General features: G+C 46.1%; 20 protein-coding genes. 7 read left to right on the top strand and 13 right to left on the bottom strand.

From position 1 onward, the window contains the following. Positions 1-82: 82 nt before the first annotated feature. Complete coding sequence (asd, locus tag WA407_RS15875; RefSeq protein ID WP_235308450.1) at positions 83-895, top strand: archaetidylserine decarboxylase; 813 nt, start codon at positions 83-85, stop codon at positions 893-895. Between the two features lie 156 nt (positions 896-1,051). On the opposite strand, the gene WA407_RS15870 is transcribed toward asd, so the two are convergent. After that, positions 1,052-1,837, bottom strand: a complete 786-nt coding sequence (locus WA407_RS15870) for a helix-turn-helix domain-containing protein (protein WP_061830088.1) — start codon at positions 1,835-1,837, stop codon at positions 1,052-1,054. A gap of 179 nt (positions 1,838-2,016) precedes the next feature. On the opposite strand from WA407_RS15870, the gene WA407_RS15865 reads away from it, so the two are divergent. Then, entirely contained in the window at positions 2,017-3,315 is a 1,299-nt protein-coding gene (locus WA407_RS15865) for an aminotransferase class I/II-fold pyridoxal phosphate-dependent enzyme (protein WP_061830089.1), read from the top strand. Positions 3,316-3,416: 101 nt separating this feature from the next. On the opposite strand, the gene WA407_RS15860 is transcribed toward WA407_RS15865, so the two are convergent. After that, entirely contained in the window at positions 3,417-4,694 is a 1,278-nt protein-coding gene (locus WA407_RS15860) for a sensor histidine kinase (protein ID WP_061830091.1), read from the bottom strand. Between the two features lie 206 nt (positions 4,695-4,900). Here WA407_RS15860 and WA407_RS15855 point away from each other — a divergent pair, with 206 nt between their 5' ends. Continuing rightward, complete coding sequence (locus tag WA407_RS15855; RefSeq protein ID WP_216637468.1) at positions 4,901-5,017, top strand: YjcZ family sporulation protein; 117 nt, start codon at positions 4,901-4,903, stop codon at positions 5,015-5,017. 116 nt (positions 5,018-5,133) lie between these two features. On the opposite strand, the gene WA407_RS15850 is transcribed toward WA407_RS15855, so the two are convergent. The 5 genes from WA407_RS15850 to WA407_RS15830 form a co-directional block, all read right to left on the bottom strand. Then, complete coding sequence (locus WA407_RS15850; protein ID WP_061830125.1) at positions 5,134-6,357, bottom strand: ABC transporter permease; 1,224 nt, start codon at positions 6,355-6,357, stop codon at positions 5,134-5,136. 2 nt (positions 6,358-6,359) lie between these two features. Beyond that, entirely contained in the window at positions 6,360-7,106 is a 747-nt protein-coding gene (locus tag WA407_RS15845; RefSeq protein WP_013311782.1) for an ABC transporter ATP-binding protein, read from the bottom strand. Positions 7,107-7,124: 18 nt separating this feature from the next. Then, on the bottom strand, positions 7,125-8,516 hold the full coding sequence (locus WA407_RS15840; RefSeq protein ID WP_336077748.1) for a DEAD/DEAH box helicase: 1,392 nt from the start codon (positions 8,514-8,516) through the stop codon (positions 7,125-7,127). 122 nt (positions 8,517-8,638) lie between these two features. Next, a complete protein-coding gene (locus WA407_RS15835) occupies positions 8,639-9,418 on the bottom strand; it encodes an SDR family NAD(P)-dependent oxidoreductase (RefSeq protein ID WP_254329216.1) in 780 nt (259 codons plus the stop codon). A 39-nt stretch (positions 9,419-9,457) separates the two neighbouring features. Further along, a complete protein-coding gene (locus tag WA407_RS15830; RefSeq protein ID WP_061830098.1) occupies positions 9,458-9,916 on the bottom strand; it encodes a chemotaxis protein CheX in 459 nt (152 codons plus the stop codon). Positions 9,917-10,345: 429 nt separating this feature from the next. On the opposite strand from WA407_RS15830, the gene WA407_RS15825 reads away from it, so the two are divergent. From WA407_RS15825 to WA407_RS15815, 3 genes are all read left to right on the top strand, one after another. Beyond that, complete coding sequence (locus tag WA407_RS15825; protein ID WP_023990132.1) at positions 10,346-11,248, top strand: LysR family transcriptional regulator; 903 nt, start codon at positions 10,346-10,348, stop codon at positions 11,246-11,248. A gap of 60 nt (positions 11,249-11,308) precedes the next feature. Beyond that, positions 11,309-12,118 carry a histidinol-phosphatase gene (locus WA407_RS15820; RefSeq protein ID WP_235308446.1) on the top strand — a complete coding sequence of 270 codons (810 nt, stop codon included), beginning with the start codon at positions 11,309-11,311 and terminating at the stop codon, positions 12,116-12,118. 159 nt (positions 12,119-12,277) lie between these two features. After that, a complete protein-coding gene (locus tag WA407_RS15815) occupies positions 12,278-13,018 on the top strand; it encodes a GTP pyrophosphokinase (protein ID WP_254329217.1) in 741 nt (246 codons plus the stop codon). A gap of 173 nt (positions 13,019-13,191) precedes the next feature. Here WA407_RS15815 and WA407_RS15810 read toward each other — a convergent pair whose 3' ends face one another. After that, positions 13,192-13,947, bottom strand: a complete 756-nt coding sequence (locus WA407_RS15810; protein WP_069290312.1) for an alpha/beta fold hydrolase — start codon at positions 13,945-13,947, stop codon at positions 13,192-13,194. Between the two features lie 97 nt (positions 13,948-14,044). On the opposite strand from WA407_RS15810, the gene WA407_RS15805 reads away from it, so the two are divergent. Beyond that, positions 14,045-14,932 (top strand): NAD-dependent epimerase/dehydratase family protein, encoded by an 888-nt coding sequence (locus WA407_RS15805; protein ID WP_336077747.1) that lies wholly within the window; start codon positions 14,045-14,047, stop codon positions 14,930-14,932. A gap of 98 nt (positions 14,933-15,030) precedes the next feature. Here the strand turns inward: WA407_RS15805 and WA407_RS15800 are convergent, their stop codons facing one another. From WA407_RS15800 to WA407_RS15780, 5 genes are all read right to left on the bottom strand, one after another. Further along, entirely contained in the window at positions 15,031-16,482 is a 1,452-nt protein-coding gene (locus tag WA407_RS15800; RefSeq protein ID WP_336077746.1) for an MFS transporter, read from the bottom strand. Between the two features lie 182 nt (positions 16,483-16,664). Beyond that, positions 16,665-17,669, bottom strand: coding sequence for a helix-turn-helix transcriptional regulator (locus WA407_RS15795; protein WP_235308443.1), 1,005 nt, complete (start codon positions 17,667-17,669; stop codon positions 16,665-16,667). A 182-nt stretch (positions 17,670-17,851) separates the two neighbouring features. After that, a complete protein-coding gene (locus WA407_RS15790) occupies positions 17,852-18,460 on the bottom strand; it encodes a GNAT family N-acetyltransferase (RefSeq protein ID WP_165179098.1) in 609 nt (202 codons plus the stop codon). Positions 18,461-18,511: 51 nt separating this feature from the next. After that, entirely contained in the window at positions 18,512-19,252 is a 741-nt protein-coding gene (locus tag WA407_RS15785; RefSeq protein ID WP_025724028.1) for a metallophosphoesterase family protein, read from the bottom strand. A 105-nt stretch (positions 19,253-19,357) separates the two neighbouring features. Next, positions 19,358-20,302, bottom strand: coding sequence for a metallophosphoesterase (locus tag WA407_RS15780; protein WP_336077745.1), 945 nt, complete (start codon positions 20,300-20,302; stop codon positions 19,358-19,360). Positions 20,303-20,332 lie beyond the last annotated feature (30 nt).

Genomic DNA, 20,332 nt, shown 5'->3' with positions numbered 1-20,332 from the left:
TCACATTCTGTGTCAATATAGTTCAGAGCGGCCGGACAGGTTCCGGCCAAGACGGCTCGGAAATGAACAAGGGGGATCTGTAATGGCAAAACAGTGGCTGCGGCTCATGACGGAGCTATCATCGCGCAAGTGGGTGTGCCGGATTGTAGGCTCCTTCGCGCAAAGCGGTGCAAGCCGACTTTTTATCCCCACCTTTATACGTACGTACCAGATCCAGACGCATGAGGCGGAACAGGAATGGAAGGAATACCGTTCTCTAAACGCCTATTTTACACGCAAATTAAAAGCGGGCATGCGCCCGATTGATACGAACGCCGAGGTGATGACCAGTCCGGTGGATGCACGGATTACTTTCACTGGCCCAATTACGTCCGGCACTCTTTTAAATGTCAAAGGGCAGGACTATACGCTGGAAGAGCTTCTTAACCGCTCTCCGCGTCTTGAAAAATACACACACGGCTATGCTTTTGTGCTCTATCTCAGCCCGACGGATTATCATCGCATTCATGCACCAGTATCCGGTACGCTGGTAGAAAAAGAGCATCTGCGCGGCAAGGTATACCCAGTGAATGACTTCGGCTTGCAACATATGCGAGCAGTTCTTAGCCGCAATGAACGACAGATTACGTACATTGCCCACGAATATGGTGAGGTGGCGGTCGTCAAGGTTGGCGCAATGAATGTGAGTAGCATCAAATATACGGATGATAAGGCCGTCTCATGGACAAAAGGAGACGATCTCGCCTATTTCGAATTTGGATCAACTGTCGTTTTGCTAACTGAAAACGGCACGTTTGAGCCAGACCCCGCATTGAAGCTGGGGGATGCGGTAAAAATGGGACAACGTCTGGGTTGCTTTCGACATGATCCCAAAGCAAAAGTGAATTTATCGTAACAGGATTTTAGCTACACATATGAGCATTGGGATCGGATGATGTTAAATTGCTCATATAAAAAAGGACCCGGCGTAACTGCCCGGGTCCTTTTTTGGAATTTATCCATTATATTCTTCACGCCTAAATCCGAAACAGCTTGACCACCGTCCATAGCATTACCGGATCTCAGACGGACTTTTCCCCGTGTACTGCTTGAATTGGCGGCTGAAAAAAAAGATGTCACGGTACCCCAAAGCCTCTGCCACCTCGGTCACATTCATTCCGGCATGTAGTAATAGATGCTGTGCACGCTCAATCCGCATGCTGATAATATGAGATTGCGCGGAAACACCCAGTAGCTCCTTGAATTTAATTGAAAAATAACGCGGTGACAGCCCCGCTCGTGCTGCCAAATCCTCGACGCGATGAGGAAGTCCCGGATGCTGACGCACGTAGTTGGCCGTTTCTCGAATGACCTCGGTGAGCTGGTTACTGGCTTGTTGCTCCTGAGGCTCCTTACGGTCCGCACGCAGCAGATGAATCATCAGTTGTTTCAGGATCAGCTTGCCTTCCTCGTCAGCTCCGTAAGCACGCTCTAGGCGTAGTCTAACGTATCTGGCAAGCATATGCTCTACCTCGAACGTTTCCTCCAGCATACGGTAGCTTGCAGGAATTAGCTTTGGTTGTTCGATAAGATCAAAATGAATATAGGTAAGTATGAGCGGCTTTTGCGGGTTATGTGTGGCACGGGTATCATCCCCCGGCTTGAACAGGAAGCAGCTCCCCTTGCTCACCGGATACGACGTCCCGTTTAAGACCACTGTTCCTTCTCCGCTCCATACATAAAATAAATCATAGTTTGGCATCGGCTTCTCGCGTACCTGCCACTTCCAGCCCGGCTCGCACACAATTTTGGCGAAGGCCGACAACAGGATAAACGATGACGCAGATGTATCCAGCAAAATCTGCACCTCCTTTTGTTAATCTTTGGTTGTCCTCTATCCCGTTAATTTATAATATAAGCTCAGCGCCGTCATTAAGCAAAAAAATGCGCTTTTATGTTCCAGATGCTTTTGCGTGACGCTTACCGTGTGTAATGCTATAATATGTAATCAAAATGACTTGGAAGGATGAAACGGGAATGAATCCACTGGCAGCGCAGTTAAACCAAAACATTCAGACAGGCAACGAGCATGTATATCAAATGCTTTCTCTTTTAGGGAAAGAAATTTATTTCCCAAAAGAAGGGATTTTGAGTCAATCCGCAGAAGCAGGGAAGCTTGCTAAAAAGTACAACGCTACGATTGGCATTGCTACAGAAGGCAATGGTCCTATGCATTTGGAGGTCATTCAGGAAAAGCTGTCCGCTTACAATCCCAAGGATTTATACCCTTACGCTCCCCCTGCGGGCAAACCTGAACTACGTAGTGTATGGCGCGACAAAATGCTGAAGGAAAACCCTTCGTTGGCTGGAAAAAGTTACGGCCTTCCCGTAGTTACGAACGCGCTGACCCACGGTTTGAGCATCGTTGCCGACCTGTTCACGGATGAAGGGGATGCTGTCATTTACCCAGACAAAAACTGGGAAAACTATGAGCTGACTTTCGGTATTCGCCGTCATGGACGTTTGGTGAATTTCCCGTTGTTCACAGAGGATCAACGTTTTAATAGTGAAGGATTACGCGACGCTCTACTGGCACAGAAAGAATACGGCAAAGCGATCGTTGTACTGAACTTCCCGAATAACCCGACGGGCTACACACCGGGAGTCGAAGAGGGTAAAGCAATTGTTGCTGCCATCCAGGAAGCCGCGGAAGCAGGCATCAATGTCGTAGTTGTGACGGATGACGCTTATTTTGGTCTGTTCTTCGAGGACTCCCTGCACGAATCACTATTCGGTCAGTTAGCTGGACTTCATCCGAGAATTCTACCCGTCAAAATTGACGGAGCTACCAAGGAAGAATTTGTTTGGGGCTTCCGTGTCGGATTTATTACCTTTGCTTCGGAACATCAGGATGTACTGAGCGCACTAGAACAAAAAACATTAGGGATTATTCGGGCAACGATTTCGAGCGGTCCTCACCCATCTCAAACCTTCGTCCTGGATGCCCTCAAGTCAACAGACTTTGAACAACAGAAGAAAGAAAAGTTCCAGATTATGAAGGGTCGGGCTAATAAAGTCAAAGCGTTACTCGATAGTGGAAAATACGGAGATGTATGGAGCTACTATCCTTTCAATTCGGGTTATTTTATGTGCCTCAAGCTGAACGGCTTGTCCGCTGAACGACTGCGCACACATTTGCTGGAACAATATGGGGTAGGGACGATTGCGCTGGGTGAATATGATCTCCGAATCGCATTCTCATGTATCGAGGAAGAGTATCTGGAAGACCTGTATGACATTGTTTACCGTGGCGCACAAGATTTGTTGAACGCCTAATATGTAACAGATTAAATATAGCATCATTAGCGGTATGCCGGATGTTGTGGCATACCGCTTTTTAATGAGCTGAACCATTGTAAGTCACACTTCGCAACAAACTATCCTTCAGCAGCGAGCAAAGATTTCTGTGCGAGTGGCAGCAGGATGACTACCTCGGTTCCGACTCCCGGCTCACTCTCATAGTGTATACTTCCGTTCATAGCTTCAATGATTCGAAAGGAGACGACCGTTCCCAGTCCCGTTCCTACCTCTTTGGTTGAAAAAAACAAAGTACCCACTCGCTCCAGATGCTCCTGACTCATGCCTTTTCCCGTATCCCTAATATGCAGACATGCCTTTTCTTCCTGAATCGCCAGCTTTATGTATACCCTGCCCCCATCATCCGCAGCTTCGATCGCATTTTTCGTCACATGTATTAACGCCTGTAACAGCTGATTACGATCCATATGTACGTATATTTCATTCCTTAGCTCAGTATACAGTCTTACGCCTTGCTTGGTCGCCATCGGTTTCAAAAGCAAAACAATCTGTTGAACCATGCCAGACAAATCCATCAGCTCTGTGTTCCCAATCTGCGGTCTGGATAAGTTCAGATAGTCGCTAATAATTCTTTCAGCCCGATCAACCTCTGCTAGTGCCAAAGCAATATATCTGCGATTTTTCCCTTCTAGCCCTGACTGAACCATTTGCAGGAACCCTTTAACCACGGTCAACGGATTCCTTACTTCATGAGCCATAGAGGCAGCCAGTTCACCTAAGGTATTCAGATGCTCAGCATATTTAATCTTTCTTCTCATTTCTTCCCGTTCCAAACTAAACTCCATCCAGAAAGAGGAGGCTCCAATGCTTAGGAATTGAATCACACCGAACCAGAGTATTGCCCGAATCAGCTCGACCTCATCCTTATCCAGCCTGCCATTGGCCCAGGAATGTATTAACAAAAATATAAGCATGGCAATATTGGTCCATATACTCATTAGCATATTCATGCCCACCCGAAGCAACATACTATTGAGCTGCATAAACTTTCTTCTCACCAAGAGAGGCCCCAAATAACACAACATCATGCTGGGAAAGCTCACCACCATAGACTCTGGATCTATATACATACGAGCCATCACCATCAGCGTTATATTCAGAAGCCCTGCCTTTGGACCAAAATATAAAACAGAAAGGATCAGAGGAACATATCGAAGGTCCCAATATAATCCATACCAAATGTACGAAAACATAATGCAAAGCACAGAAGACACACCCAGCACCCCTCCCATAAGCAACGGGGTATGTTTCCTATGCCGATGATCTGACAAAGCGCTATATACCAATAACGGTACAAACACAAGAAATATGTTCACGAGCAGCTTATCTACCAGCATCTCGTCTTTCCCACTTTCCAAGTGATAATGACTACGTACTTCTTCTATTCTCGATAATACGTGTCTTTTCCTCTATCCTCCCCTACATCTGATGAAAAATATAAGGCGATTCGGCAACATACCTGAGCATTGGCCCACGCAATCTGAAAATCCAATTCATAAGATACGATGTATCCTTTATCACAATGACCGAGAGGAGAATGAGCATGGGAGCAGAAGAAACAAGAGGCGGTTACGGTGGTTACGGCGCATTCACAAGCACAGGAACAATTCTGGTACTGTTCATTTTATTAGTTATCATCAGCAAAACGCTCTTTATATAAGCAGGCGGAAATCTGCACCCACGGCTACGATAACAGCGAGCGTACAAAAAAGGCTAATTGGCAGACAGCTCTTGCTGCTTGCGAATTAGCCTTTACTTTATTCACATAGATACAAATTACACTTCTTCCTCATCCTGACCGTCCAAACGCCATTTTTTGGCTTGAGCGCCTCGTAACAAGAACACTACTGCAACTCCCCCAAGCAGCGTGAGCAGTGTAGACAGTAGATCTTCCGTTCCTTTTGCCAGAAAAGGAAGCCACAGAACCACAGCAGCCGGCAACGTCAACCGAACAACAAAGTCGAGAAAAGACGCACGACGACTATGCGCAGGAATCGGATATAACTGAAGCCACAACGAATCCTTGTGATACTGCTTTAGTGAAGTAACCTGTACACCAATGAGGAATATGAAAAATAAATATACCGCAATCCCAATCCAGCTAGCATGGGTGATATATATAATTAACAACCCCAGAATTCCAAGCCGAATGACAATACCTGCTGGCTCTGTACGCAGGAATGTCTTAAACAGCAGGTAACGATACGCTCCCCTTCTGTTCCAAGGTATGTTACCTCCCAACCAGGACAGCCAACGACGTGGCGTCACTCTCTGCGTAAGGGCGGGCACATCGACAAACCAGCCCAAAGTGCGCATCACCCGAGCAGCCTGCATACCCTCTGTACGAATCAGCTTTTCCCAAGCCACTAGCAGCTTGACCGGAAAACGCAGAACAAGCACGTACACCACACCGACCAATATGATAAATGGCACGCTGTGTAGTGGAGGCTGCCATAGCCATGCGGCTACCATCAGCACAGCCAACACCCACCGAAGCAGACGATAGCCTACACTCCCGCCAATCGATACCATGCGAAGCTCTTGCCAGCCGCCGTAGCTGAATAGCAGCTTTAACAGCACAAACAGTAGCAGGGTCAGTAGCAACGGCTTAGGCGCCGCATCACTGCGAATATACAGCGGCCACACGATAATAGACAGCAATAGCAAACCGAATATTTTATACACCACACCCCGAATCCGGCTGGCCTTAAAATAATGGTGCATCGCGTGCTCCTGTGGACGGAGGAAAACAATATCCGCTGCGTTTAAATACGTACGAAAGCTCGCATGAGCAATCGGAATAGCCACAATAAGCATGATCCAGCGGATGGGCAAATCCGGTGGAGTATGCATCAGTAGCGACGTGTACCATGCGGCAAAGGCAATCAGCGCAAAGCCGAAGACCACCGCCAGACCGCTTTGAATGACATAGCCCAGATAGGGCAGCACCTGTCCCCAGAACGCTACACGTCTTTCTTTATGCAAACGTTGCAAATCCATGCTCATTCCCTGCCCTGTACCAGCTCATAAAATGCATCTTCCAGCGGCATGCCCGGCTTACCCGCCTGTGCAGTCACTTCGTCCAGCGTACCCTGCGCAATGATGGCACCCTGATGAAGTACAATGAAACGATCACAATAATTTTCAATCGTGGACAAAATATGAGAACTGAGCAGAATGGACGAACCCGAACGCTTCATCTCTAACATAAAGTCAAGCAGGGAACGAATACCCAGCGGGTCCAAACCCAAAAAAGGTTCATCTATGACATACAACGGCGGTCCCGCTAAAAATGCGCACATAATCATCACTTTCTGGCGCATCCCTTTAGACAGGTGCATCGACATACTCCCACTTTTATCCCGCATACGGAACAAGTCTAGCATTTGATCACTGCGCGTGCGGAAATCTGCTTCGCTAACTCCGTACGCTCTGGCCGTGAATTCCATATGCTCCATCACCGTCATTTCAGGATACAGCTCTGGAGATTCAGGTACAAAAGCAATGGCTCCCTGATATTCCTCGGGATTCTCATCCTGCTTATGCCCCTGCACACGGATTTCTCCGGCCTGCGGTGTCATCAGGCCCAAAATATGCTTCATGGTCGTACTTTTCCCGGCACCGTTCAGACCGATCAGTCCTACCATTTCACCCGGTTTCACATCCAGCGAAATTTGATGCAGCACCGGGCGCTTGGCGCTATATCCGCCGGTAAGTCCGTTAATTTGCAACACAGGCTGTTGTTCCATGGCTCCCCCTCTTCTCCCTTACTCGTTCGGTTTTGATCCTTTTTCCTTCAGCCATCTTGGTGCACCCTTGTTTTTGCGATCACGCTCGCGCTGTGCTTTTCCTGCTTTGGACAAGGCTGCTCCTTTGCTCTTGCCTGGAGCTGAACCGTTCGCGGAATTTCTGCCAGGACGTCTGTTTTCGGCACGAACAGGTGCCTTACGGTTTTCTGTCAGTGCTCCGTTAGATGAGGATCTGGCCTCGGATGGTCTTACAGGTGCACGCTTGGCATCCGCCGGACGCGGCACAACTACTCGACCTCCATGCAACGCACGCTCTGCGATGTCAATGCCCAGTTCACGGGAGAACTTACGCATGATGAACGTTTCACGGTCGGTGACAACCGATGCCACTAATCCTTTGCGTCCCATCCGTCCTGTCCGTCCTGCACGGTGAACATAAGCTTGACTATCCGTAGCCGGGTCAAAATGAATGACCATTTCAAGTCCCTCAATATCCAGACCACGAGCTGCCACATCCGAAGCGACCAGTACTTTGAGCTTGTCCTCGCGGAATTTGGCCAACACGTTGCTACGCGTAACTTTATCCGCATCTCCATACAAGGACGCCGTAGTCAGCCCCATATGCTTGAGCTTGGCTTCAATCTCCCCAATGGCATTGGTCGTATTCACGAACACCAGCGCTTTTCTCGGATTAAAATGACGCACCAGACGGCGCAGCATATCCACCTTATCCCGTTCTTCAGATACAAAGTAATAGTGTTCCAGTCCACTAGCCGTCTTTTGGTCGGGATCAATCCCAATTTCTACGTATTCACGCATCTCCCGTTTTGCCAGCGACTGAATCTCATCGTTCAGCGTTGCGGACAGGAATACCAATTGACGATCACGTTGGGCGGTGCCCAATATGTTGGTTACATCGCCTGCTCCGCCAAGCTGGAACATCTGATCCACCTCATCGATGACAATGGTAGTAATATTGTGCATTTTCAGCTTTTTCGAAGCGATGAGTTCACGTACACGTCCTGGTGTACCCACGACAAGCTGTGGATGATCCTTAAGCTTTTCGATTTGACGTTTGATAGCCGCTCCACCAATCAGACCGAGTACACGGATTCCGCGATGCTCTCCGTAGCGCTGACCCTCACGTACAATTTGCATGGCCAGTTCCTGGCTTGGAGCCAGTATCAGCTTTTGCGTAGCCTTTTTCTGTGGGTCAATCGCTTGCAGCAGCGGCAGCAAATAAGCCAGTGTTTTACCTGTGCCAGTTTGTGAGCGCGCCAATACATGCTTTCCCTTCATTATTTCCGGTATAGCCTCTGCCTGAACTGGCGAAGGCTGTGTAATTTCATGCTCAGTCAGTTTGTCCAACAGATCTTGTTCAACGCCGAGCGATTCAAAATTCAATGTCATGAAAAGGTCCAACCCCTATACGTAAATTCGTTACTCTCCATTATATGCGAAAATAGCCCTGTTACCAAATCACAAAAATAAAAGATGTCCCTCACCATAGCTAATGGCTTACGGGACATCTTTTATTTCTTATTCATCACACCATGACCCAGCCTATCGGTCAGTCTGGGAGCTAACTGATACAGCTTGAGAAAAGGAGATACCCACCGTGGCAGATTAACCTCCTCCTTGCGAAGCTCCATCGCTCTTACGATATGCCGTGCTACCTTATCTGGTTGTAGCATAAACCAGCTTACATTTCGAACATATCCTCCTGAAGGATCTGCCAGCTCAAAAAAGGGTGTGTCAATCGGCCCCGGATTAATCGTCGTTACAGTCACTCCACTCCCGCGCAGCTCTTGCCGAAGCGCATTGCTGAAACCGAGCAACGCATGCTTCGTCGCCGTGTAAGAAGACGATTTGGCTGTCCCGATTTTTCCGGCCATTGATGCTACATTGACAATCTGTCCATGGCCCCGCTCTGTCATTTGCGGCAGAAACGCCTTGATGCAGCGAACAACACCCATGTAGTTCACGTCCATCATTTGTTCAAACTCCGTCAGATCGGTTTCATTAAAATACTCAAACTTTCCGTAGCCCGCATTGTTAAGCAATATATCGACCCGTCCGTACTGTTCCAATACTCGTGCAGCAACAGCCTCTACCTGCTCCTGGCGGGTGACGTCCAGTTGGATAAGCTCATGTCTGCCGCTGATTCCCGCAGATACTTGCTTCAGTCGCTCCTGCGAGCGTGCTGTTAAAATAGGAATCGCGCCCTTTTCGCTTAACAACTGAGCGCAAAGGGCGCCAATTCCACTGGATGCACCTGTAATCACAACTATCTTGTCCTGTAGTATATTCACGGTCATCCCTCCACATTAAAGAAACTTGCTCCTTTAATATTAAGAGATCATCACCTGAATATCCAGCTCACCGATTCCTTCCACCGTAAGCGGAATATAAAGGGCACGCTGAGGCACAAAAGTGGTCAAGTTTTCTGATTTCATGACCTGCGGAGGCGTAATATCCACGACAATTCCCTGACTGGACAAAATCGTACTGGCATTCCCACTAATCATATTGCCCAATTCTGAAATTGCGCTTTTTCCCATCTCATCAATTTCAGTCAACACAAATCCGCCCATCATCGCTGATACCATACGTAGCGCCACCTGTTCATTCAGGCCGAACACAATATTTCCGCTAAGCTGTCCGGTCATCCCGATCATAATCCAGATGTGGTCGTCCACCAGCTCGACATTTTTTACACCAAGATTTCCGGGTGAAGGAGATACTTGGATCAATTGTTCAATGACCCGTCGCGCCGACTCCAAAAAAGGATTTATCACTTCTGCCTTCACGATCAAAGCGCCCCTTTACGATGGGCTTTTAGACATACAACAAAAGTCCCATTTAAATTAGAATTTTTTAATTAAATATCACTGTAAAACGAATCAATCCTCAATAAAATGCTCTATATATCACTTATCGACAGCTACCCGGTAATTTTTTATAGCTAAATCACAAAAAATGTGAATAATGTCCTATATCTTTACTTCTTGCCGGTTTTAGATTGATTATTTTTGAAGGATATAAGGACTTTAGTCTTTATTTCCCAATATACCACACTTTAAGGTACTCTGCTTCGATTCATTGCCCTTCCTGCTCGAATAACCTATAATTTAATGAAATAAAGCATAACGACGGTTTTACATATGAACCTATGGATTGGCTAAAAATATTCATTCTATACAGCTGCGACAAGATTAAGAAAAGAGAGGAGGAACTTCATGAACATCAGTCAACTTGAAACACTTATCATGATTTCCAAAACGATGAGCTTCCGCAAAGCCGGAGAACTTCTCAATTTGACGCAGCCGGCGGTGTCCGCTCAAATTAAAAGTCTAGAGGATGAGTTCAAAACCATTCTGATTGACCGCAACCAGCCTGTCACCCTGACCGACAGGGGAGCTGTTTTTTTGGAACACGCCGAGCGCATATTAGAGGTTGTTGAGGAATTAAGACAAAAATTATACGATCTAAACGAAACACCGCAGGGCCACATTGCGTTGGGCACCACAACATCCATCGCTATTCAAATTTTACCGCGCGTGCTTTCCTACTTTCAGGATCAGTTCCCTCTCATCAAAACCTCCATTCAATCCATGGCTTCCTCAATGATTTATCAACAGGTGGAGAACGGACTTATTGATGTTGGCATCGGTTATCTGATTGAACGTAATCCCAATTTAAGCACTTCGGTTCTGTACTACGATTCCTTTGAGCTAGTCGTGTCTCCTACTCATCCACTGGCCTCACAACCACATGCTACCATTGAAGCCCTTCGGGAAATTCCGTTGATTCTGCTCTCTCCCGATACGGTGGGACGAAAATTCGTGGATGATGTATTTAAAAAGCACCAAATCGTACCTCATGTCGTGATCGAGTTGTCCAGCAGTGAGGAAGTCAAACGGATGGTCGAAATTAATCTCGGTGCTGCCATTATTTCCAGACTGTCGGTCACTTCTGAACTGCGTGCAGGCACATTAAAAATGATCCATATTCCCGAGCTGGAAGTTAGTCATCCGGTAGGAGTGATTTATAAATCCGGCCGATATCTAAACTCAGCCATGCAGCAATTTTTAAGTGATCTGAAGGGGATGCCGGAGACGAATTTCACCAGTTCTGAATAACGTAATTCGCTATGAACACCATACGAAATATAAACCCTGATTACGAAAGGAAGACAGGCTATGAAATTTGATCTGCACACCCATCATTTCCGCTGCGGTCATGCAGACGGAAACATTCGAGATTACATTGAAGCAGGCATTCAGTCGGGCTTACAAGCGATTGGTATTTCGGACCATTCCCCTTTCCTGGGCAGCGAACAGGATCAGGCTTTTCCTAAAATTTATATGGCTAAGTCACAGCTTGCTGAATACGTAGAAGAGGTACAACAGCTTAAAAAGGAATACGAAGGCCGTATTGACGTGCTCCTTGGATTGGAAACGGATTATTTTCCTGATTTTGCTGAATTATATCGTTCCACTCTGGCTCCTTATCCATTTGATTACCTCATTGGGTCGATTCACAATGTCGAAGGGAACAGCATTTTTAACCGTAACCGTTGGAACAAATTAAGCGACGCTCGTAAAATCGAGGTCAAACAAGCCTACTATGCGCTCATTCAGGAATCTGCGCGAAGCGGCATGTTCCAAATTTTGGGTCATATTGACGCAATGAAGGGAAACTTTCCTGCCTTTTCAGACATTCCTGCCGATGAAGCCATTGATGAAACCTTGCAGGTAATTGCGGAATCCAATGTGGCGATTGAAATTAACACTTCGGGTAAAACCAAGCTGAGTGGCGGATGGTACCCGTCTGCTTCTATTTTAGAAAGAGCGCACCATTTTGGTGTGGAGGTTACTTTTGGTTCGGATGCCCATAAGCCTTCGCGGGTAGGCGATGACTGGGAAGAAGTAAAGGCAATGCTGAAGGATATCGGCTTCCGGGAATGGGTCTATTTTAAAGAAAAACGTAAAATTCCTGTGGCGCTTTAAAATTTGTTTAAGTTGGGGATCGCCGCTCCGCAAATCATTTGATCTTACGAACGCTGCTGCAATGGGATTGTTGGGGATTATAATTTATAAGGTGATAATTCCATTGCAAAGGCGAACGCTTAGCAAGATTATGACATCTATGTGTGAGGAGAATTACATATGCACTTGGAAGATCCTATGGGCAAGCTTAAAAAGCTAAAACATGATATCACGCGATTTATGCTCATCTATAAATTTGCGCTCGACGAAATGGAAACCAAGATTGAAATATTAAAGCAGGAATTCCAAGCATTGCACGATTACAGCCCTATTGAGCATACCAAATCACGCCTTAAATCTCCTGAGAGCATCATGAATAAAATGATTCGTAAAAATAGCGAGTTATCGCTGAATGCTATCAAAGATCATATTAAGGATATCGCAGGTTTGCGTATTACTTGCTCTTTTATTTCTGACATTTATGATGTCAGTAACATGCTTCAGAGACAAAGTGACTTGAAGGTACTGGAAATTAAGGATTACATCAAGAATCCCAAGCCGAACGGTTACCAGAGCCTGCATTTGCTGGTTCAAGTTCCTGTATTCATGTCGGATTGTGAGGAGCTAGTCTGCGTAGAAGTGCAAATTCGAACCATTGCGATGGATTTCTGGGCCAGCCTGGAGCATAAAATCTTTTATAAATACAACCAGTCTGTGCCCGAAAACCTGACACGTGAATTAAAGAACGCAGCAGATTCCGCTAATGCTCTCGATCTTCAAATGGAGCGACTGCATCGTGAAATTAAGGAGATTAAAGACGCTAGAGGTGAAGAGGACTCCATAGAGGAGCTTCGGAAGATTATGATTAATAATCAGCAAATTACGGTGCCGGCCAATTTCTTGAAGCTTCTAGGAGAGTAAGATTAGGCGGTGCTCCACCACTATGCGAATGATTTGATCTTATGATCGCTGTTGCAACGGGATTCACTGGATGGTATAAGCCCTTTAAAGGGTAGAATCCCATTGCAAAGGCGAACGTCTGCGCTTCTCCAGATTCAAATTCTCCACTCCGCCTGCAGGATACAAATTTATGATCAACGAATCGCGTGTTTGCTCAAAAATTGAAGAATAGAATCATTGATTAAGATCGGCTTCTCTCTAAGCATGTGCGGTCGATGACTACAACCCGGAGCAATTAGATAACGTGAGTCTTGGACCCTTGAGCATAATTCCAGAAGTTGCTCTTCTGTGGCGAAATCATCATGTTCACCCGCGATAAATAATGCAGGGCACGTAATGCTGCTTAACTCACTACGTGTCAATTGCGGATATTGGCGCCAATCCTGTGCGCTCTGACGCATAAATTCTTGCCAATTCCCCTGATGTGCCTCCTCATGCCGATCCATCATTTGATGGATCATTTCATAACGTTCGTTTTTGATGAGCCACTCTGGTTCAAATTCATCTGCCCCCTCAGGACATGCGACTCCACTACAGCCTATGGTCGTAACGGTAGCGAACATTTGAGGGTGCTTCACCGCACAGTATAAAGCCACATTGCCTCCGCAGCTGTACCCAATAAGATGGGCTTTGGAAATATGTAGCGCCTCCATAAAATCAATTACATCTTCTGCGAGTTGAGGGGTGCTCCATTCCAGGCTATCACATTTTGTTCTGCCATGACCCCTGTGGTCGGGAAAATAACATGTATACTTTTGCTGAAAATCAAGTAATTGAGATGAAAAAGCTAGAATTCCTCTTGAATAATGACTGTGCAAAAATATGACGGGTTCTCCTGCCCCCATTTTTTCATAATACATTTCTAAGTTCTGAATCTCTACGTATGGCATATGATCCTCCTCTTTTCAGTCGCTCCGTATCATTTACAATCATTATTTCGTCTATCTTAATATAAATGAAAACCATTTCAGGAGGAGTGATGTAAGTATGAAAAAGATACTTGTATTGGGTGGAACGCGTTTTTTTGGCAAGAGACTGGTGGAACGTCTGCTGGAGAGTTCCGAGAACTCCGTTACCATCCTCACACGGGGCCAAGCAAGCGATTCGTTTGGTGACCGCGTTCAGCGGATCTGTGCAGACCGTACCGATCGGCAAGCGCTCGCTGAGGCGGTAGGTGAGCAAGTGTGGGACGTTGTTTATGATAATATTTGCTTTTCTCCAGATGAAGCAAGCGAAGCCTGCCGCATTTTTGATGCTAAAGCTAAGAGGTATATTGTGACCTCCAGCCTATCCGTCTATGATTCGAGCCCGGAAGTGCTGACAGAGAGCATCTTTGACCCTCAGGCTTATCCGGTTCGCAAGGGCGGGAAGGACGATTTTACATATCAGGAGGCTAAACGGCAGGCAGAAGCAGTTTTTATGCAGCAAGCTACATTCCCTGTAGTTGCTGTTCGTTTTCCGATTGTATTGGGGACAGACGATTATACGAAAAGACTTCATTTTCATATCGAACATATTCGTGAAGGGATAGAAATCGGAGTCCCTAATTCCGCAGCACAAATCTCATTTATTCGTTCCGATGAAGCCGCAGATTTTCTGTTTTGGCTTGGTCACACTCATTTAACTGGTCCCGTAAATGCTTGCTCCGACGGTACAGTGAGGATTAGAGAGATCATTTCGATCATTGAGCAGGTAACGGCAAAACAAGCTGTGATGAAAGAAAAAACAGCAGACGAGCACATGTCTCCATTTGGTATTACACAATCGTGGTACATGGATACGTCCAAAGCCCAGTCAGAGGGATACTCATTTCTCTCCCTACATGAATGGCTTCCAGAACTGGTAACTAGCCTGAACCGTTCTTATAAATCATAAAAAAAAGAGGACCCGAAGCTTCGGGTCCCAGCAATATATATAATTCAAAGGGGGTCATGTCTATGTTGTACCCACTCTATGTTAAAGTAACTTTGCATTTATGTTTCATTTTTGTAACAAACTGAAATACAAATGAGCCCAGCCAAGGCAAGAAGGCCACTCGCCGCCACAGAGATAGAGAATGCCCTGATATAATCTGACAATTTAGCTTCTGAAAGCGTGTGATGAAGCGAGGAAGAGAACAAGAACCCAATCAAAGCGACTCCCAACGAATTAGCCAAGTACATAAAGGTCGTGAACAAGCCTGAGCCCGTTCCTGCCTCTTCAGCCGATACAGCACCTAGGACGACATGAGCCAGTGGCGTTGTGGCCATCCCGAGACCCAAACCATATACACCTAATATCATGATATTTTGAATATGAAATAGGTGGAACGCATCTAGATGTAACGATCCAATGAGCAGAAAGCTACAAATCCCCATGATTAGCATACCTGATTTCAGCACCTTGCTCCCCCACCTCTTAACCAGCCTGGACGACCATAATGAGGTAAGAAAAAAGCCAACACCTAGCGGTAAAAAGACCATACTTGTGGATCGAACACTGTATTTCAAACCGGATTGTACATAATAATTCAAAATAAAGAAGAACGAAAACATACTAAGATAGATGACAATTACCGTCAATATCCCTGCGCCGAATGAACTCTTTCTAAATATAGATAGACGAATAAAAGGCGAGCCTCCCTTCTTTTCTTTTCCCATTTGCGTAACTATAAAAGCAACCAAAACCAGAATGGACAACAGCAGACAACCCCATGTCCCTAAAGCCCAGCCCTGCTTTTGTCCGGTTGTCAACGGATAGACAAACAACAATAAACCAAGAAGCAACAGAAAGGCCCCTGCCCAATCCATGTTTGGCACGGATCTGCCATAGGATTCCGAAATAATAGGACAAAAGAATAACACTAACAGCCCAAAGGGAACATTAAAAAAGAAAATAATACGCCAACCCAGACCAAAAAGGTTCCAGTCTACCAAAAATCCACCCAGAATTAAACCAAGTGTAAACCCAACCCCAATGATAGCTCCATAAATCGCAAATACCAGCCCTTTCTCTCTGGGAAGAAAGCTGCTTTGCATGATAGATAGAACCTGAGGTTGAATCATGGCAGCTGATATCCCTTGAAGCACACGGATCATAATGATTAATGTAGGGTGCGATACGATCCCTCCTAACAAAGCCATTAATGTAAAACCCAACACCCCGATGCATAACATGCGTCTTCTACCATACATATCTCCTAGTTTGCCACCCAATATCAAGGCCACAGCCAATCCCAGAGAATAGCCCGTAAATATGAGCTGTGCCTCCGAAAAGCTGGCGTGCAGGTCCGCCTGCATCATCGGAAGGGCAACCTGCATCATATAGGTATTCAATGAAATCAACAAAGTGGGAAGTAAAATAAGAGCTAATGCGTACCAGCGACGCGAGTCTACCTGCTGTACTGCTTGAGGATTAGTCATGGATATGGCAAAACGATCTTTCATGGTAGTTCCTCCAACTCTATAATGGTTATCTTTGATCTTTTCATTTCTCATCTCAACTTGATAACCATTATCATCTATAAAGGAAGGAGGCTCTACCTACGGAGGTATTTTCTATCCCTATAGAAGGAGCACAAATGCAAAATCCTCCAAACATGATGGATATGCTTGAAGGATTGGTTTCATTAAGATTTATTCGAAAATGTATCTGGGTTACGTATTTTCTTGATATATTCGCTAGGATTACAACCATAATACTTTCGAAAGGTTGTCGTAAAATTGCTGGCGTTGCTGTACCCAATTGAAAAGGCAGTCTCTCCAATGTTTAATTGTTCAACTTCCAAGTACCAGAGTGCTTTTTCCATTCTTTGCTTACGCACCATTTCAAAAATAGTCATTCCGAATAAATGGGGGAATCCCTTCTTTAGCTTGAATTCATTAAGCCCAACCTTTCGGGCCAGCGCTTGAATAGACAGGGGATGTTCAAAATGAAGAATGACGAATTCACGAGCCTTTTGGAGCTTGGATATATCTTCACGACTTATAAAATGGCTTGTACCCCTTATTTCATGTCCATCCATCTCCCCAAATAATGCAATAAACTCCATTGCCTTGCTTTCCATGTATAACCGTTTCATCGTCCCATTGTAGTTGCAATGTATCATGTCAAAAACACACTTATGCATGGCTGGCGTATCCGCATAAGAGTCGATATTCCCCTTGTAACGCTGTAACCATGTTTCCATGCTATGCTTTTCTGCGATATCTCCGGCATAATGAAAAAGCTCTTGTGGAGAACATCGTATTTCCAGCATTTGATGGCGAACTCCTGCCTTCTTTTCCTCATAAACCAGTTCATCCTCTAAATATAAAACATTCCCGGTCAAACGATTGGTATGACTTTCTTTGCCGTTCCATTCACAGTATATTTCACCGTTTAAGCAATAGCTGAGTTCAAAGAGCGGACAAGCCTCCTGAATATGAAGCTTCATATTCTGTTCAAAGGTGAGATCCGTGACCACGATTTCCATACCTGGGCGAATCTGTGTGCGTGTCATGCTTCCCTTGCCCATATGCGGGGGAAGCGTGAGTTGTTGCTCCCATTTTTTATGATGAATACGACCATCCACAAGCTCCGTGAATTGGTCAAATAAATGATGTATGTCTGCACTCCATATATTCAAAGCCAATATCAGCCCTTCTTTCCTGTTCAGTCCTAACTATAGAATAACAAAAAAAGAGGACCCGAATCATCGGGTCCCAGCAACATTTATTATTCAAAAGGGGGTCATGTCTGTATTGTACCCGTCCTGTGTTAGAGTTGTTTTGCAGTTATATTTCATCTTTGTAACAAAATATTCCACTGCCATTTCTATGCATAATCTCCTTGGTTCATCGAAAATACCAATACACTCGGCACCTCTCCTGAGGGATCATAAGCACCAATTGTACGCAGCAGGCGCATCTTATTTTTAATAAGTACGCGCATGGAAGCCTGATTATCCTCTTGGCAACGACTTTCGATCCGCTTGAGCTTCAAAGATCCGAAACCAAAATTCAGCATTTCTCCCACCACTTCTGTAGCCAGCCCCTGTCCCCAAAAAGGACGATCCAGAATATAGCCCAGTTGTGCCTCACCCGTTCTTTCATTCCATTGCTGAAAAGAGACGATACCGAGCAACGGTGAGGAGGTAAGCTCATTGGATTCACCAAGTAGATTGCTTTCTCCTGTATTTCTCTGATGCCATTCCACCGCAAAATGCAGGGAATCTAGTGAATCAGCAGATATTTTAATTTGCGCAACCAGACGCCGCATTCGTGTATTGACTGGTTTGCGAATTCGATTCACATATTGGATCACCAATGGATCGGATAGAATCCGTTCCAGCGCGGGATAATCCTCCGTTCTTAGCTGGCGCAATCGGACTCGGCGGGTGTAAAGCTCCGGTAGCCCAAGACGAAGCATTTCTCTGGTCAGCACAATGTTCCCCCCTGCGGATGGATTGGCTTTTAGAAATGAATGTTTCCATACTTAATCCAGGTCCTGAATCCCGCGGTAAATTCCTGTGCGCAGCTCTCGAATATAATACGGCAAAGAAGGCACAGCAGCTTCCTCCGCTTGTTTTACTGCCAGTTCTATATCATAAGGTACACGTACAAAATGAATGGAGAAGGACGTAGGCTGCTCCTCTCCCATCTCGCCCTCTAAAATGCAGTAGGAAGCCTGCGTAACATCCAACGGATTCCCGACACTGCCGACGTTAAAAAGGGTTTTTCCCTGAAAATGCTGGATAAAAGCATTGTGCACATCACCATATCCCACAACATCTGGAGCAAAAGCAACTTTTCCATTTTCTTCTGCTAATGGATCGAACATGGCAAGCCGTTTTTCCGGCTCATCCCATGGCTGCACACGGTGATATACACTTTGCGGCGAGGCATGCACCAGACGGATACGGCGTCCGCTCATTCTGAAATCATAATGAAACGGTAACTGTGCCAAATACTGCACTCGTTCTGCCCCCAAGCGCTCGGCTTGCCAGCTAAAATTGAGATCATCCGTAATACTAACCAGCTCATCCCAATTCCCCCGCACGACCACTTCACAACGTTGACGGACAGCATCCAGAACCTCGCACGGGCTAGGCCCTTTGCCGATCAGATCCCCCAAACAAAACACACGGCTAATGCCTCGGGAAGCAATATCCTCCAGCACCGCCTCACAGGCAGGCCAATTGCCATGAATATCTGAAATGACAGCAATACGATCCATCTGAACCTCACTCCTTTGTCCGAAACGACTACATCTCTACACTACATTCAAGCCATCTTTATGTAGTTCCAACATATATGATAAAGATGAAAAAAAGATCATGGCCTATTGGCCGGATTTTAGCGTAATGACACTAAGCTCTGGTCTGCACAGCACGCGAATCGGCAAATGTGTCATGCCAATGCCTCGGCTGACATACAGCGGCATTCTCTCTGTTCCCACATGAAATAATCCCTGGATGTACTTGCGTCCACCCGGAGGCGGCATTGGTGCTCCAATGACCGGCAAGCGTACCTGTCCTCCATGCGTATGCCCCGACAGTTGAAGATCAAAGGACATTTGCGCCGCTATATCTGCATAGTCCGGCTCATGCATCAGCAGCAGCTTGCACATCTCATCAGGTAGCCCGTGAATGGCACGCTGCGGATTGGGCTTGCCCATGATGTTATCCTCTAAACCGACCATGGCTACACGCTGTCCCGAAAGCTCTACAATCGCATGCTCGTTTCTCAGCAGTGTAAATCCGGTTTTAGGGTATAATTCCTGAACTCCGGCTGGTAAGCCTCTATAATCATGATTGCCCAGAATAGCAAATTTGCCAAGTGTGGCGTGCATCGAAGCCATAACTGGAACAGCAGCCTTCATGGATACTGCATAGTCATCTACAATATCGCCTGTAAAACAGAGCAAATCTGGCTTCAGACCTGCTATACGGTCCGCAAGCTCGCGCAGATCCTGCTCATCCATATGAAAACCCAAGTGCACATCACTGAAATGTACGACCCTGATTCCGTCAAAAGCAGACGGAAGACGAGGGAGAGTCAAGTTGAAGCGTGTAATTTCCAAATGATTAGGCTCCCATAAGGAAGCATATCCTCCAGCCAGAAGCGCGGTTCCGGCTGTGGCTAAAGCCGCCTTTTTCAAAAAATGACGGCGCGAAGGATTAGCGGGTTCATTTGAAATGGAACGCCGCGAAGAACCGGGAGGGATAGCGGCCCCCTGATGCGGGCCATCCTGACTCTCGCGGCGGGTGTGCGGCGTCTTCTCCATATGCGTTCCCCCTTGCGATCTATTCCTTGA

Origin of the sequence: Paenibacillus sp. 203 (genome assembly GCF_037027525.1) — a bacterium.
Lineage (GTDB): Bacteria > Bacillota > Bacilli > Paenibacillales > Paenibacillaceae > Paenibacillus > Paenibacillus polymyxa_B.
The sequence above is the reverse complement of the archived record's forward strand: the minus strand, read 5'-3'. Positions and strand labels throughout refer to the sequence as shown.

Excerpts from the sequence above, each read along its gene's own strand:
- WA407_RS15820 (WP_235308446.1), top strand. The coding sequence starts at position 11,309 with ATGAAATTTGATCTGCACACCCATCATTTCCGCTGCGGTCATGCAGAC.
- WA407_RS15855 (WP_216637468.1), top strand. The coding sequence starts at position 4,901 with ATGGGAGCAGAAGAAACAAGAGGCGGTTACGGTGGTTACGGCGCATTC.
- WA407_RS15805 (WP_336077747.1), top strand. The coding sequence starts at position 14,045 with ATGAAAAAGATACTTGTATTGGGTGGAACGCGTTTTTTTGGCAAGAGA.
- WA407_RS15850 (WP_061830125.1), bottom strand. The coding sequence starts at position 6,357 with ATGGATTTGCAACGTTTGCATAAAGAAAGACGTGTAGCGTTCTGGGGA.
- WA407_RS15825 (WP_023990132.1), top strand. The coding sequence starts at position 10,346 with ATGAACATCAGTCAACTTGAAACACTTATCATGATTTCCAAAACGATG.
- WA407_RS15815 (WP_254329217.1), top strand. The coding sequence starts at position 12,278 with ATGCACTTGGAAGATCCTATGGGCAAGCTTAAAAAGCTAAAACATGAT.
- WA407_RS15785 (WP_025724028.1), bottom strand. The coding sequence starts at position 19,252 with ATGGATCGTATTGCTGTCATTTCAGATATTCATGGCAATTGGCCTGCC.
- WA407_RS15845 (WP_013311782.1), bottom strand. The coding sequence starts at position 7,106 with ATGGAACAACAGCCTGTGTTGCAAATTAACGGACTTACCGGCGGATAT.
- asd (WP_235308450.1), top strand. The coding sequence starts at position 83 with ATGGCAAAACAGTGGCTGCGGCTCATGACGGAGCTATCATCGCGCAAG.
- WA407_RS15800 (WP_336077746.1), bottom strand. The coding sequence starts at position 16,482 with ATGAAAGATCGTTTTGCCATATCCATGACTAATCCTCAAGCAGTACAG.
- WA407_RS15840 (WP_336077748.1), bottom strand. The coding sequence starts at position 8,516 with ATGACATTGAATTTTGAATCGCTCGGCGTTGAACAAGATCTGTTGGAC.
- WA407_RS15810 (WP_069290312.1), bottom strand. The coding sequence starts at position 13,947 with ATGCCATACGTAGAGATTCAGAACTTAGAAATGTATTATGAAAAAATG.
- WA407_RS15860 (WP_061830091.1), bottom strand. The coding sequence starts at position 4,694 with ATGCTGGTAGATAAGCTGCTCGTGAACATATTTCTTGTGTTTGTACCG.
- WA407_RS15865 (WP_061830089.1), top strand. The coding sequence starts at position 2,017 with ATGAATCCACTGGCAGCGCAGTTAAACCAAAACATTCAGACAGGCAAC.
- WA407_RS15780 (WP_336077745.1), bottom strand. The coding sequence starts at position 20,302 with ATGGAGAAGACGCCGCACACCCGCCGCGAGAGTCAGGATGGCCCGCAT.